General features: G+C 50.9%; 14 protein-coding genes. 5 read left to right on the top strand and 9 right to left on the bottom strand.

What is annotated here, in order from left to right; translation table 11 throughout:
• Position 1: 1 nt before the first annotated feature.
• Both cmtA and cmtB read right to left on the bottom strand, forming a co-directional pair.
• Positions 2 to 1,390: a PTS mannitol transporter subunit IICB gene (gene cmtA / locus ACJHXB_RS01650; RefSeq protein WP_410233453.1), complete on the bottom strand. Its 1,389-nt coding sequence runs from the start codon at positions 1,388 to 1,390 to the stop codon at positions 2 to 4.
• Between the two features lie 27 nt (positions 1,391 to 1,417).
• Complete coding sequence (gene cmtB / locus ACJHXB_RS01655; RefSeq protein ID WP_410233454.1) at positions 1,418 to 1,861, bottom strand: PTS mannitol transporter subunit IIA; 444 nt, start codon at positions 1,859 to 1,861, stop codon at positions 1,418 to 1,420.
• 377 nt (positions 1,862 to 2,238) lie between these two features.
• On the opposite strand from cmtB, the gene ACJHXB_RS01660 reads away from it, so the two are divergent.
• Entirely contained in the window at positions 2,239 to 3,147 is a 909-nt protein-coding gene (locus ACJHXB_RS01660; protein ID WP_000646928.1) for a prohibitin family protein, read from the top strand.
• A gap of 219 nt (positions 3,148 to 3,366) precedes the next feature.
• Here ACJHXB_RS01660 and tkt read toward each other — a convergent pair whose 3' ends face one another.
• Positions 3,367 to 5,358 (bottom strand): transketolase, encoded by a 1,992-nt coding sequence (gene tkt, locus ACJHXB_RS01665; RefSeq protein ID WP_000098633.1) that lies wholly within the window; start codon positions 5,356 to 5,358, stop codon positions 3,367 to 3,369.
• A gap of 277 nt (positions 5,359 to 5,635) precedes the next feature.
• Here tkt and loiP point away from each other — a divergent pair, with 277 nt between their 5' ends.
• Positions 5,636 to 6,394: a metalloprotease LoiP gene (gene loiP / locus ACJHXB_RS01670; RefSeq protein WP_001297457.1), complete on the top strand. Its 759-nt coding sequence runs from the start codon at positions 5,636 to 5,638 to the stop codon at positions 6,392 to 6,394.
• Between the two features lie 47 nt (positions 6,395 to 6,441).
• On the opposite strand, the gene speB is transcribed toward loiP, so the two are convergent.
• The 6 genes from speB to yqgD all read right to left on the bottom strand — a co-directional run bounded on the left by speB (position 6,442) and on the right by yqgD (position 11,090).
• The gene (gene speB / locus ACJHXB_RS01675; RefSeq protein ID WP_000105566.1) at positions 6,442 to 7,362 is read right to left on the bottom strand and encodes an agmatinase; all 921 of its coding nucleotides are present in this window, start codon (positions 7,360 to 7,362) and stop codon (positions 6,442 to 6,444) included.
• Between the two features lie 135 nt (positions 7,363 to 7,497).
• The gene (locus tag ACJHXB_RS01680) at positions 7,498 to 8,229 is read right to left on the bottom strand and encodes a hypothetical protein (RefSeq protein WP_001604834.1); all 732 of its coding nucleotides are present in this window, start codon (positions 8,227 to 8,229) and stop codon (positions 7,498 to 7,500) included.
• A gap of 145 nt (positions 8,230 to 8,374) precedes the next feature.
• Complete coding sequence (speA, locus tag ACJHXB_RS01685; protein ID WP_001604835.1) at positions 8,375 to 10,351, bottom strand: biosynthetic arginine decarboxylase; 1,977 nt, start codon at positions 10,349 to 10,351, stop codon at positions 8,375 to 8,377.
• 8 nt (positions 10,352 to 10,359) lie between these two features.
• The gene (gene yqgB, locus ACJHXB_RS01690; RefSeq protein WP_001297406.1) at positions 10,360 to 10,491 is read right to left on the bottom strand and encodes an acid stress response protein YqgB; all 132 of its coding nucleotides are present in this window, start codon (positions 10,489 to 10,491) and stop codon (positions 10,360 to 10,362) included.
• Between the two features lie 93 nt (positions 10,492 to 10,584).
• Positions 10,585 to 10,728, bottom strand: coding sequence for a protein YqgG (gene yqgG / locus ACJHXB_RS01695; RefSeq protein WP_001297404.1), 144 nt, complete (start codon positions 10,726 to 10,728; stop codon positions 10,585 to 10,587).
• A 110-nt stretch (positions 10,729 to 10,838) separates the two neighbouring features.
• Positions 10,839 to 11,090 (bottom strand): protein YqgD, encoded by a 252-nt coding sequence (gene yqgD, locus ACJHXB_RS01700; protein WP_001303651.1) that lies wholly within the window; start codon positions 11,088 to 11,090, stop codon positions 10,839 to 10,841.
• A gap of 55 nt (positions 11,091 to 11,145) precedes the next feature.
• Between yqgD and metK the strand changes: the two genes are divergently transcribed.
• The 3 genes from metK to ACJHXB_RS01715 all read left to right on the top strand — a co-directional run bounded on the left by metK (position 11,146) and on the right by ACJHXB_RS01715 (position 14,704).
• Positions 11,146 to 12,300, top strand: coding sequence for a methionine adenosyltransferase (gene metK, locus ACJHXB_RS01705; protein ID WP_001062128.1), 1,155 nt, complete (start codon positions 11,146 to 11,148; stop codon positions 12,298 to 12,300).
• A 435-nt stretch (positions 12,301 to 12,735) separates the two neighbouring features.
• The gene (gene galP / locus ACJHXB_RS01710; protein ID WP_001112301.1) at positions 12,736 to 14,130 is read left to right on the top strand and encodes a galactose/proton symporter; all 1,395 of its coding nucleotides are present in this window, start codon (positions 12,736 to 12,738) and stop codon (positions 14,128 to 14,130) included.
• A 76-nt stretch (positions 14,131 to 14,206) separates the two neighbouring features.
• Positions 14,207 to 14,704 (top strand): SprT family zinc-dependent metalloprotease, encoded by a 498-nt coding sequence (locus ACJHXB_RS01715; RefSeq protein ID WP_001296359.1) that lies wholly within the window; start codon positions 14,207 to 14,209, stop codon positions 14,702 to 14,704.
• Positions 14,705 to 14,724: the final 20 nt, after the last annotated feature.

Consider the following 14,724-nt stretch of genomic DNA (forward strand, 5'->3'; position numbering starts at 1 on the left):
ATCAGTGTTTATGTTCGGCGGTTAATTGATTAAATAAAGTGTCGAGTTTTGGATCGCCAATATAGTTATTAATCAGTATCAGCGGTTTATCCGTCACATGTTTCACGCGCCCTTCCAGACTGGAATGAGTAACAACGATATCCGCATCCGCAGGCACGTTTTCTATCGCGTAATGTTTTACTTCAATTGCCACCCCCGCTTTTTCCAGACATTTACGGAAGGTGGTTGCGCCCATCGCGCTGGAGCCCATCCCCGCATCGCAAACAAAGGCGATACGCTTAACCCGGCTTAACGAGAATGCACCCTCTTGTTTCATCGCCTTAACCGCATTGGCTGACTGAGCAAACTCATCTTCGCTCTCCGTTTCCACCGTTTTTTCCATCTTCAGTATCAGCGAAGTGATAGCAAAGGACACCAGGGTACCTACCGTAACACCGGCAATTGTCGCCAGGAACGAGCCTTTCGGCGTCAGTGCCAGGTAAGCAAAGATAGACCCCGGACTTGGGCCAGCCACCAGACCACCGTCCAGTAAGTTAAATATCCAGGTGCCAGACATACCGCCCGCAATCATGGCAATAATGGTCAGCGGCTTCATCAGCACATATGGGAAATACAGTTCGTGGATACCGCCGAGGAAGTGAATAATCATCGCACCAGGTGCAGAGCGCTTACTCATCCCTTTACCAAACAGAGTGAATGCCAGCAACAGTCCTAAGCCAGGCCCTGGATTGGATGCCACCATAAAGAAGATGGATTTGCCGTTAACTGATGCCTGTTGCATTCCCAGCGGATAATAGACGCCCTGATCGATCGCATTATTAAGGAAAAGCACTTTCGCCGGTTCATTGATGACTGACAGCAAAGGCAGATAACCCGCATGTACCAGCGCCTCAATACACTCTTTGACGAAAGTATTGGCAATTAACACCGCAGGGCCGATCACTTCAAAACCCAGCAGACAAAGGAGCATCCCCGCGATACCTAATGAGAAGTTATTGATAACCATCTCAAAACCGGCAGGTATGCGTTTTTCCAGTGCCTTATCGATATATTTAATCACCAGACCACCGAGCGGCCCCATAATCATCGAGCCAAGGAACATCGGGATTTCAGCGCCGACGATCACACCAATCGTACCAATTCCGCCCATGACCGCGCCGCGTTTGCCGCCGATCAGATGACCACCAGTAGAACCAATCATCACGGGTAATAAATAGGTAATCATCGGACCGACAATTTTGGCGAAATGCTCATTCGGCAGCCAGCCGGTGGGAATAAATAACGCCGTTATAAAACCCCAGGCTATAAAAGCGCCGATATTGGGGATGACCATTGCAGTCAAAAAGCCCCCAAAAGCCTGGACCTTTGCACGAGCAGACTTGTTTTCCATAATATTATCCTGTAGAGGAGAGAGTAATTATCCGCGGCTGATTATGTCCGCTAATTGTTTTTCTGATGCTGCTGTTAATAATTGGTTGAGTATTTCTTCTTCACACAATAATTCACTTAACGCCTGAATAGCGCCAATGTGCGAATCGGCATCGGCAGCAGAAAGGCCGATGAGTAATTTTATCGGTTCGTCATTCCCCGGAAAATAAACACCTTGTTTAAGTAACGTTAAAGACATCCCGGTTTTAAGCGCCCCACATTCCGGTCGAGCATGAGGCATTGCCACGCCTGGTGCGAGAATATAATAAGGACCATTGCTGATGGTGGAGTCTTTAATAGACTGAATGTAATTCTCGCTGATATAGTTTTTATCCCGCAATGATGCCATCGAGAAATCGATAGCTTCCTGCCAGTCTTTTGCTGAATGTATAACTGAAATTGATAATTCTGGAAAATAATTAATAAGCCGCATAAATTATCCTTATTTTATTTTTAGGGTGCCGTCCGGCGGTAAAAATAAAATACTCGTGCAGTTTAATGAAAGCAATTGGGTACGCGAGAAGAAAAACCCCATGAACAAAAATAATAAAACTTTAAATAACAACAACATGAAATAAATACTTACAAAGTCAACTTTGTATTTGTTATGTTTATCACAAAATCAACATTTTGTTTGTTATTGTATTTGTGATGCATGTCTCTATTTATTTATTGAATGTCCGAAAGCATACTTTTCTAATGCAATGTTTTTTCGCTATACCCCTTTATAGATTCTGAATTCTCACCTGTCGGCTGTTTTCTCCTCACCTCATGTGACATATTCCCACACTTAACTCAAGGAAGATTGTCATGAAAGCACCTGTTTCAATAACCTCATTTCGCCCACAAAAATCTATTGCTATCGTCATTGGCGTGCTTGCCGTGGTTGTGCTGCCATTTCTCTCGTATTACACCGTTAATGAAGGTGAACGCGGCATTTTGCTGCGCTACGGAAAAATCGTAAAAGTTGCCGAGCCGGGTCTGGGTTTTAAGATCCCTTTTATGGAAAGCGTGGAGAAAATTTCCACGCGTAATCAGGCTGTGGTTTATCAGGGATTACAGGCCTACAGCCGCGACCAGCAACCGGCACAAATGACAGTATCAGTCAGCTTCCACATTAAACCTTCAGAAGCTGGCGCAGTTTATACAACCTACAACACCATTGAATCTTTAAAAGAGCGTCTGATCGTCCGCCAGCTGCCAACCCAACTGGAGAATGTTTTCGGGCAATATACCGCCATTAGCGCGGTACAAGATCGTACGAAACTGGTGCAGGATCTGCAAAACGCGATGCGTAAAGCCGTTGTTGGCCCGGTGGTGATTGATGGTGTTCAGATTGAAAATATTGATTTTTCTGACGCTTATGAAAAATCGATTGAAGATCGAATGAAAGCAGAAGTCGCCATTGCCACACGTAAGCAAAATCTGGAAACAGAGAAAATCCAGGCGCAAATAGCGGTAACTCAGGCCCAGGCAGAAGCAGATAGTAAACTGGCGGCAGCCAAAGCAGAAGCTGAGACTATTCGCGTAAGAGGCGCGGCAGAGGCTGAAACTATTCGTTTAAAAAGTGCGGCTGAAGCAGAAGCGATCCGCCTGCGCGGTGAAGCTCTGCGGGATAATCCCGGACTTGTTGCCCTCACCACTGCTGAGCGTTGGGACGGTAAGCTACCCGATACCATGATCCCCGGCAGTACAGTTCCGTTTATCTCTACTAAGTAAAAAAAGGGCCGCTTTCGCGGCCCTTGAGACTGATGGCAAAGGCAAAACTGCCTGATGCGCTACGCTTATCAGGCCTACATACTTCCTGCAATATATTGAATTTGCACGATCTTGTAGGTCGGATAAGGCGTTCACGCCGCATCCGACATGAACAACGCGCACTTTGCCAATAATCTGAAGGGCCGCTTTCGCGGCCCTTCTCACAAAACGTCTTACTGATTACAGCAGCGCTTTGGCTTTCGCAACAACGTTGTCAACGGTGAAACCAAACTCTTCAAACAGTTGCTCTGCCGGAGCAGATTCACCGAAGGTGGTCATGCCGACGATAGCACCGTTCAGGCCAACATACTTGTACCAGTAGTCAGCAATACCCGCTTCTACCGCAACGCGTGCAGTAACCGCTTTCGGCAGGACGGATTCACGGTAAGCCGCATCCTGCTTGTCGAACGCGTCGGTAGACGGCATGGAAACCACGCGCGCCTTCACGCCTTCGGCTGTCAGTTTTTCGTAGGCGGCAACAGCCAGTTCAACTTCCGAACCGGTCGCGATGAAGATCAGTTCCGGCTGACCGGCACAGTCTTTCAGCACATAACCACCGCGCGCGATGTTTGCCAGCTGCTCTTCAGTACGCTCCTGCTGCGCCAGGTTCTGACGGGAGAGGATAAGCGCAGTCGGGCCGTCCTGACGCTCAACGCCGTATTTCCACGCGACCGCGGATTCAACCTGGTCACACGGACGCCATGTGGACATGTTCGGGGTCACGCGCAGTGAAGCGACCTGCTCAACCGGCTGGTGAGTCGGGCCATCTTCGCCCAGACCGATGGAGTCGTGGGTGTAAACCATCACCTGACGCTGTTTCATCAGCGCAGCCATACGTACGGCGTTACGTGCGTATTCCACGAACATCAGGAAGGTGGAGGTGTACGGCAGGAAACCACCGTGCAGGGAGATACCGTTAGCAATCGCGGTCATACCGAACTCGCGAACACCGTAGTGGATGTAGTTACCCGCAGCATCTTCGTTGATTGCTTTAGAACCAGACCACAGGGTCAGGTTAGACGGTGCCAGGTCAGCAGAGCCGCCGAGGAATTCCGGCAACAGCGGACCGAAAGCTTCAATCGCATTCTGAGACGCTTTACGGCTGGCGATTTTCGCCGGATTAGCCTGCAGTTTAGCGATGAACTCTTTCGCTTTGGCGTCGAAGTCAGACGGCATTTCGCCTTTCATACGGCGGGTAAATTCAGCGGCTTCCTGCGGATAAGCTTTCGCGTAAGCAGCGAATTTCTCGTTCCATGCGGATTCTTTCGCCTGGCCTGCTTCTTTCGCATCCCACTGAGCATAGATTTCAGACGGGATTTCGAACGGTGCATATTTCCAGCCCAGCTGTTCGCGGGTCAGGGCGATTTCAGCGTCGCCCAGCGGCGCACCGTGGGAGTCGTGCGTACCGGCTTTGTTCGGTGAACCGAAACCGATGATGGTTTTGCACATCAGCAGGGACGGTTTGTCAGTCACTGCGCGCGCTTCTTCTACTGCGCGTTTGATGGATGCCGCGTCATGACCGTCGATGCCGCGAATAACGTGCCAGCCGTAGGCTTCGAAACGCATTGCGGTGTCGTCGGTGAACCAGCCTTCAACGTGACCATCGATAGAGATACCGTTGTCATCGTAGAACGCAATCAGTTTACCCAGCTTCAGCGTACCCGCCAGAGAACAAACTTCGTGGGAGATGCCTTCCATCATGCAGCCGTCGCCCATGAAGGCGTAGGTGTAGTGGTCGACGATGTCGTGGCCCGGACGGTTAAACTGCGCCGCCAGCGTTTTTTCTGCAATCGCCATACCGACTGCGTTGGCAATACCCTGACCCAGCGGACCTGTAGTGGTTTCCACGCCAGCGGTGTAACCCACTTCCGGGTGGCCCGGAGTTTTAGAGTGCAGCTGACGGAAGTTTTTCAGTTCTTCCATCGGCAGATCGTAACCGGTGAGGTGCAGCAGGCTGTAGATCAGCATGGAGCCGTGGCCGTTGGACAGCACGAAGCGGTCACGGTCAGCCCAGGACGGATTCTGCGGGTTGTGTTTCAGGAAATCACGCCACAGGACTTCGGCAATGTCAGCCATACCCATAGGGGCACCCGGGTGACCGGATTTGGCTTTCTGTACTGCGTCCATGCTCAGCGCACGAATAGCATTGGCAAGCTCTTTACGTGAGGACATTTTGACTCCAGATCGGATGATGAAGGGCACGCCCTTAACGACTTGACGACAGCGCGTTTTGGGCTACGCCGGAAAATTTGCCAACAATTTACCGCAAGCCGCGCGTCATGTACATGGAACATCCTTTTGCCGCTTCAGAAATCTCTGGATCATGCTCGCATGTTGCGCAATCTGCTCGCCCGTCCGCTGCGCTTTTCCTTATACTGAGACTAAGCGTCGATTCACCTGCAAACGGCGCATTTTTAGAATAATCCTGACCTTGTGCGGAAGAGAAAACATGAAAATTCGCGCCTTATTGGTAGCAATGAGCGTGGCAACGGTACTGACCGGTTGCCAGAATATGGACTCCAACGGACTGCTCTCATCAGGAGCGGAAGCTTTTCAGGCTTACAGTTTGAGTGATGCGCAGGTGAAAACCCTGAGCGATCAGGCATGTCAGGAGATGGACAGCAAGGCGACGATTGCGCCAGCCAATAGCGAATACGCTAAACGTCTGACAACTATTGCCAATGCGCTAGGCAACAATATCAACGGTCAGCCGGTGAATTACAAAGTGTATATGGCGAAGGATGTGAACGCCTTTGCAATGGCTAACGGCTGTATCCGCGTCTATAGCGGGCTGATGGATATGATGACGGATAACGAAGTCGAAGCGGTGATCGGTCACGAAATGGGGCACGTGGCGTTAGGCCATGTGAAGAAAGGGATGCAGGTGGCACTTGGTACAAATGCCGTGCGAGTAGCTGCGGCCTCTGCGGGCGGGATTGTCGGCAGTTTATCTCAATCACAACTCGGTGATCTGGGCGAGAAATTAGTTAATTCGCAATTCTCCCAGCGCCAGGAAGCAGAAGCCGATGATTATTCTTACGATCTTCTGCGCCAACGCGGCATCAGCCCGGCAGGTCTTGCCACCAGCTTTGAAAAACTGGCGAAGCTGGAAGAAGGCCGTCAAAGCTCAATGTTTGACGACCATCCAGCATCCGCCGAACGCGCCCAGCATATTCGCGATCGTATGAGCGCGGATGGAGTTAAGTAAGCATTTTATTACGCCGGATTTGACGCATAACGCATCTTATCCGGCGCTTACTCGCCCTTTTTCGCCGCCTGGATATACAGCATCTCCAGCGCCAGCGTCGCCGCAGCCAGAGCGGTGATTTCCGACTGATCGTATGCCGGAGCCACTTCCACTACGTCCATCCCAACAATGTTGAGATCTTTCAGGCCGCGTACCAGTTTAATAGCGCGATCGGAGGTCAGGCCGCCAATTACTGGCGTACCGGTTCCCGGCGCGAAAGCAGGATCCAGGCAGTCGATATCAAAGGTCAGGTAAACCGGCATATCACCCACAATCTGTTTCACTTGGGCGATAACGTCATCCACGCTGCGATCGTTCACCTGGCAGGCGTCCAGCACGGTAAAGCCGTTGTCTTTATCGAACTCAGTACGAATACCAATCTGCACGGAATGATTCGGGTCGATCAGACCTTCTTTCGGCGCGGTATAGAACATGGTGCCGTGGTCAAATTCACAACCGTTCGCATAGGTGTCGGTGTGGGCGTCAAAGTGTACCAGCGCCATTTTACCGAAATGCTTCGCATGAGCACGCAGCAGCGGCAGCGTAACAAAGTGGTCACCACCGAAGGAGAGCATACGCTTACCGGCAGCCAGCAGCTTCTCGGCGTGCGCCTGCAGCTTCTCGCTCATCTCACGGGCATCTCCGAAGGCATATACCAGATCGCCGCAGTCCACGACGTTCAGGCGCTCACGCATGTCGAAATTCCACGGGAAGCGATTGTGTTCCCAGGCCAGATTCGTCGAAACCTGACGGATCGCTGCCGGACCGTGGCGTCCCCCCGCACGACCAGAAGTGGCCATATCGAACGGCACGCCAGTAATCACCCAGTCAGCATCGCTGTCATATGGCTGGAAGTTCATCGGCAGGCGTAAAAAACCAAAGGCGTTGGAAACCAGTGAGTTATCGTATTGATGACCTAAGGTGCTCATGGATGGACTCCTATTACAAAGTCGATATAAAAAAACCCTTCCGCGTCGTTAGGCCCGACGAGGAAGGGTTGGATTTGCGAAACACAAGTTTGTGCTAATTATCGCCTTAAATGGACGAGGCATCAAGCGAGGTTGCTATTTCCGACACGGTGGCGGCGCATAGCCATTGTTATCTGCCGGAAAGGCTTGTCCAGAGCACGGCGGCATCGCGTTTTGCGCCGGGCCTTGTAATTCAAAGGCGGCAAAGCCGATTACCCCGGTATTACGCACATCCCCTTGCGCCGAATTGGCTGCGTAGGAATCAGCAACGTTGGCGAACTGAAAAGCCGCTTCAGTATGTTTATCTTTGCGGAATCCTTTAATCGCTAACGAATCTCCGGCATTCACAATATAGCCTTTGTTATTCAGCGAACCTTGCTTGCCGTTCAGCACATCCAGGCCATCAACCGTAGCAACGATCTCGTAGTTGGTGTTACGACTGTAATTGCGGACATATAATTGATAATTCATTCCTACTCTGGCATGGATAATATAGCGTGGTTCATTATTTGATGAATCATAAACCCGCGTAATAGGTAGAGAATTAAAATTACCATCGCGAATAGCATATTCCAGTTCGTTAATACGAATGCTATAAACGCGGTCGTAGCCGGAAGGAACATTAGTCGAATAACTAATAACGATCATCTCTGCCGGATCGCGCCAGACTCGTTCAGCAGATACGCCCTGAACCGATGAGTGTACATCCCCACCCCAGGCGGTGCCGACATTGCCTGATGCACTGCTATTATACTGCGCATTACTGGAACAACCGGCCAGCAGCACGGCTAATGCTATCAACGCGCTACGTACTTTCCATTTTTTCATAACCGTTCCCTCTGCATTTAATTAATGCAGCGATTGTAGGGAGATTATTTAATAAGAAAAGCAACTAAATTATTTTTAAGAATATATAAAAAGAAAGCGGGCCGATTTACGTAAATAAATCGACCCGCCAGCGGAATAATCTTAATTATTCATCTTCAAGATAGGTATAACCGTACAAACCTGCCTCGAACTCTTCAAGGAACTGTTGTTGCAGTTCAGCATCAAGATCGGTTTTCTTCACTTGATCGCGGAACTGGGTTAACAGCGTTTTCGGATCGAGCTGTACATATTGCAGCATGTCCGCCACGGTATCGCCTTCGTCAGACAGTTCTACTTCTACGCTACCGTCAGGGAAGACGAACACGTCAACCGCTTCGGTATCACCGAACAGGTTGTGCATATTGCCGAGGATCTCCTGATATGCGCCGACCATGAAGAAACCGAGCATCGGCGGATTCTCTGGATCGTACTCCGGCATTGGCATTGTCGTGGCAATACCATCACCATCGATGTAGTGATCAATAGCACCGTCAGAGTCACAGGTAATATCCAGCAGCACAGCGCGGCGTTCCGGCACTTGCTCCAACCCTTCCAGCGGCAGAACCGGGAACAACTGGTCGATCCCCCATGCGTCCGGCATCGACTGGAACAGCGAGAAGTTGACGTACATTTTGTCAGCCATACGTTCCTGCAGTTCGTCGATAATCGGACGATGCGCACGGTTTTGCGGATCCAGTTGCTTCTGCACTTCATGGCACATGCTCAGATAGAGTTGTTCTGCCCATGCACGTTCTTGCAGGCTAAAGGTGCCGGAAGAGTAGCCGATATGAATATCGTGCAGATCCATCTGGCTATCGTGTAACCATTCACGCAGAGAACGGCGAGTTCCCGGTTCGTGCATCTCCTGCCAGGTTTCCCACATGCTTTGCAGGGCGCGCGGTGCGTCTTCTGCAGGCGCAGTCGGCACCGTGTATTCGTTACGTTCCACGCCGATGATATTCGACACCAGTACGGTGTGATGTGCAGTCACCGCACGACCCGACTCGGTGATTACTGTCGGATGTGGCAGACCATTTTCTTCACACGCATCACCAATCGCCCAGATGATGTTGTTAGCGTATTCATTGAGGCCGTAGTTCACCGAACAGTCGGACTGCGAACGGGTGCCTTCATAGTCCACGCCCAGACCGCCGCCGACGTCGAAGCACTGAATATTGACGCCCAGCTTGTGCAGCTCAACATAGAAACGCGCGGATTCACGAACGCCTGTCGCGATATCGCGAATATTCGCCATCTGCGAACCGAGGTGGAAGTGCAGTAGTTGCAGGCTGTCGAGACGCCCGGCTTCACGCAGGGTTTCAACCAGTTGCAGTACCTGAGTCGCCGCCAGGCCGAACTTCGATTTTTCCCCGCCGGAGGACTGCCATTTACCGGAGCCCTGCGAAGCCAGACGCGCACGCACGCCCAGACGAGGAACGACATTCAGACGTTCTGCTTCATCCAGCACAATGGCAATTTCTGACATCTTCTCAATGACCAGATAGACCTTGTGGCCCATCTTCTCGCCAATTAATGCCAGGCGGATATATTCGCGGTCCTTATAACCGTTGCAGACGATGACGCTACGGGTCATGCCAGCATGTGCCAGCACCGCCATCAACTCCGCTTTGGAACCGGCTTCCAGGCCCAGCGGTTCGCCCGAATGAATCAGGGACTCAATCACGCGGCGGTGCTGGTTAACTTTGATCGGATAAACGAGGAAGTAATCGCCGTTATAGCCGTAGGATTCCCGCGCACGTTTGAACGCGGCGTTAATAGAACGCAAACGGTGCTGCAGGATCTGTGGGAAACAGAACAGTGCAGGCAGACGCTGGCCCTGTGCTTCACGAGTTTTCACTAACTGCGCGAGATCGACGCGAGCTTCCGGGACGTCCGGGTCCGGGCACACGCTAATGTGGCCCAGCTCGTTAACGTCATAGTAGTTATTGCCCCACCAGGCAATATTGTAAGTACGCAGCATCTTGCTGGCTTCCTGGGAGCTCATTGCAACCTCCTGCATGGAGCGTAGTACACCGTGTTCGCCCGCTGACGAAGGCAAACCCATAGACATGTCGTCAGACATAGCGAACCTCAAATTATTTTATTAAGTGTAAAACAGTTAACGACTATCGCAGCCTGGAACTGCGATAACAACCCATAAGCACATGGATTTTCCAGCAGTGAATGCTGACGCTCCAACTGCGCAACCGGTTTCTTTTTCATAACATTATTAAGCACATAACCGAACGTAAGTGTGACAGTTCGGCGAAACCACGAGAAAACTCTTGTTTTTACAAGAGCGCCCTTGTTCAGTCCTCAGTAACTGTAACCAGCTCTTGAATCCTGAGAAGCGCCGAGATGGGTATAACATCGGCAGGTATGCAAAGCAGAGATGCAGAGTGCGGGGAACGAATCTTCACCAGAACGGTGAGACAGGTTAAGCAGCAGACAACGGTTCATTATTTCGTATCACCTCCACGGCCGCCTGTTAAGACGAACCCACAAGCCAAAACTCTGATTTCAACCCGGCTGGAAGTGGCAACACGAAAGAAACGTCGTGTGCTTTTTATTTAAGCCGCGCGCCGCGTTTTATACCCCACAATGGCAGAAAATTGCAAAAGATAAATACGCAGAATGCCAGCATTGTCAGGAAAAATTTCCAGCCACGTTTTTAACAGAATGAGACACGATTCAAAAAAAAGTGGAAATCGGGTGAAGAATTGACCTAAAATAGCCATCCAGATGTTAATCCATCCATACCGATTAACACTCAGACTGCCAGTGTTTTTAACCTGCAGAGTCGTGGTAGGATCCGCTACCACAGAAAATCCACACAACAGTTTGAGCTAACCAAATTCTCTTTAGGTGATATTAAATATGGCAAAACACCTTTTTACGTCCGAGTCCGTCTCTGAAGGGCATCCTGACAAAATTGCTGACCAAATTTCTGATGCCGTTTTAGACGCGATCCTCGAACAGGATCCGAAAGCACGCGTTGCTTGCGAAACCTACGTAAAAACCGGCATGGTTTTAGTTGGCGGCGAAATCACCACCAGCGCCTGGGTAGACATCGAAGAGATCACCCGTAACACCGTTCGCGAAATTGGCTATGTGCATTCCGACATGGGCTTTGACGCTAATTCCTGTGCGGTTCTGAGCGCTATCGGCAAACAGTCTCCTGACATCAACCAGGGCGTTGACCGTGCCGATCCGCTGGAACAGGGCGCGGGTGACCAGGGTCTGATGTTTGGCTACGCAACCAATGAAACCGACGTGCTGATGCCAGCACCTATCACCTATGCACACCGTCTGGTACAGCGTCAGGCTGAAGTGCGTAAAAACGGCACTCTGCCGTGGCTGCGCCCGGACGCGAAAAGCCAGGTGACTTTCCAGTATGACGACGGCAAAATCGTTGGCATTGATGCTGTCGTGCTTTCCACTCAGCACTCTGAAGAGATCGACCAGAAATCGCTGCAAGAAGCGGTAATGGAAGAGATCATCAAGCCGATTCTGCCCGCTGAATGGCTGACTTCTGCCACCAAATTCTTCATCAACCCGACCGGTCGTTTCGTTATCGGTGGCCCGATGGGTGACTGCGGTCTGACTGGTCGTAAAATTATCGTTGATACCTACGGCGGCATGGCGCGTCACGGTGGCGGTGCATTCTCTGGTAAAGATCCATCAAAAGTGGACCGTTCCGCAGCCTACGCTGCACGTTATGTCGCGAAAAACATCGTTGCTGCTGGCCTGGCCGATCGTTGTGAAATTCAGGTTTCCTACGCAATCGGCGTGGCTGAACCGACCTCTATCATGGTGGAAACTTTCGGTACTGAGAAAGTGCCTTCTGAACAACTGACTCTGCTGGTACGTGAGTTCTTCGACCTGCGCCCATACGGTCTGATTCAGATGCTGGATCTGCTGCACCCGATCTACAAAGAAACCGCAGCATACGGTCACTTTGGTCGTGAACATTTCCCGTGGGAAAAAACCGACAAAGCGCAGCTGCTGCGCGATGCTGCCGGTCTGAAGTAATTTTTCTTCACCTGCTTTCAAAGGCCAGCCTCGCGCTGGCCTTTTTCTTTTACCTCACCGCGGTGGATAGGCGTTCACGCCGCATCCGGCAAAAAGCTGCCCGCACAATAACATCATTCTTCCTGAACACGTTTTACCGCAAATTATCATCGCTACTGAAACCGATTACACCAACCACGCCAGACAAATATTTGTAATATTTTCATATTATTATTTGGATTTCATAGTTGTTACATTTCTTTTCAGTAAAGTCTTAATTGCAGATAACAGCGTTTAATCTATGATGATATAACTCAATTATTTTCATGCACTTAAATCATAAACAAGATAAATGTTAGTGTAAGCGATTACACTGATGTGATTTGCTTCACATCTTTTTACGTCGTACTCACCTATCTTAATTCACAATAAAAAATAACCATATTGGAGGGCATCATGCCTGACGCTAAAAAACAGGGGCGGTCAAACAAGGCAATGACGTTTTTCGTCTGCTTCCTTGCCGCTCTGGCGGGATTACTCTTTGGCCTGGATATCGGTGTAATTGCTGGCGCACTGCCGTTTATTGCAGATGAATTCCAGATTACTTCGCACACGCAAGAATGGGTCGTAAGCTCCATGATGTTCGGTGCGGCAGTCGGTGCGGTGGGCAGCGGCTGGCTCTCCTTTAAACTCGGGCGCAAAAAGAGCCTGATGATCGGCGCAATCCTGTTTGTTGCCGGTTCACTGTTCTCTGCGGCTGCGCCAAACGTTGAAGTACTGATTCTTTCCCGCGTTCTGCTGGGGCTGGCGGTGGGTGTGGCCTCTTATACCGCACCGCTGTACCTCTCTGAAATTGCGCCGGAAAAAATTCGCGGCAGTATGATCTCGATGTATCAGTTGATGATCACTATCGGGATCCTCGGCGCTTATCTTTCTGATACCGCCTTCAGCTACACCGGTGCATGGCGCTGGATGCTGGGTGTGATTATCATCCCGGCAATTTTGCTGCTGATTGGTGTCTTCTTCTTGCCAGACAGCCCTCGTTGGTTTGCCGCCAAACGCCGTTTTGTTGATGCCGAACGCGTGCTGCTGCGCCTGCGTGACACCAGCGCGGAAGCGAAACGCGAACTGGATGAAATCCGTGAAAGTTTGCAGGTTAAACAGAGTGGCTGGGCGCTGTTTAAAGAGAACAGCAACTTCCGCCGCGCGGTGTTCCTTGGCGTACTGTTGCAGGTAATGCAGCAATTCACCGGGATGAACGTCATCATGTATTACGCGCCGAAAATCTTCGAACTGGCGGGTTATACCAACACTACCGAGCAAATGTGGGGGACAGTGATTGTCGGCCTGACCAACGTACTTGCCACCTTTATCGCAATCGGCCTTGTTGACCGCTGGGGACGTAAACCAACGCTAACGCTGGGCTTCCTGGTGATGGCTGCTGGCATGGGCGTACTCGGTACAATGATGCATATCGGTATCCACTCTCCGTCGGCGCAGTATTTCGCCATCGCCATGCTGCTGATGTTTATTGTTGGCTTTGCCATGAGTGCCGGTCCGCTGATTTGGGTACTGTGCTCCGAAATTCAGCCGCTGAAAGGCCGCGATTTTGGCATCACCTGCTCCACCGCCACCAACTGGATTGCCAACATGATCGTTGGCGCAACGTTCCTGACCATGCTCAACACGCTGGGTAACGCCAACACCTTCTGGGTGTATGCGGCTCTGAACGTACTGTTTATCCTGCTGACATTGTGGCTGGTACCGGAAACCAAACACGTTTCGCTGGAACATATTGAACGTAATCTGATGAAAGGTCGTAAACTGCGCGAAATCGGCGCTCACGATTAATCTCCTCAGGCTTCCTCCCGTCGCGGAGGAAGCCGCCTCTTGCAGTCATCTTTTCTTCGCTCTATCCTCTGCCGCTATGAAAACATCCCGTCTCCCTATCGCCATCCAACAGGCCGTTATGCGTCGCCTGCGGGAAAAACTCGCCCAGGCCAACCTGAAGCTAGGGCGTAACTACCCGGAGCCAAAACTCTCTTACACCCAGCGCGGAACCTCCGCCGGAACAGCCTGGCTGGAAAGCTATGAAATCCGCCTCAATCCCGTTTTGCTGTTGGAAAACAGTGAAGCCTTTATTGAAGAAGTGGTGCCGCACGAACTGGCACATTTGCTGGTATGGAAACATTTCGGCCGCGTAGCGCCACATGGCAAAGAGTGGAAGTGGATGATGGAAAGCGTGCTGGGCGTTCCCGCCCGTCGTACGCATCAATTTGAACTGCAATCCGTGCGTCGCAACACCTTCCCCTACCGCTGCAAGTGCCAGGAGCATCAGCTTACCGTACGCCGCCATAATCGCGTAGTTCGTGGCGAAGCCGTCTATCGCTGTGTTCACTGCGGCGAACAGCTGATTGCAAAATAACCATCTGAACTATCAGGAAC

Source organism: Escherichia sp. WS3227_2, from assembly GCF_046486495.1.
Lineage (GTDB): Bacteria > Pseudomonadota > Gammaproteobacteria > Enterobacterales > Enterobacteriaceae > Escherichia > Escherichia coli.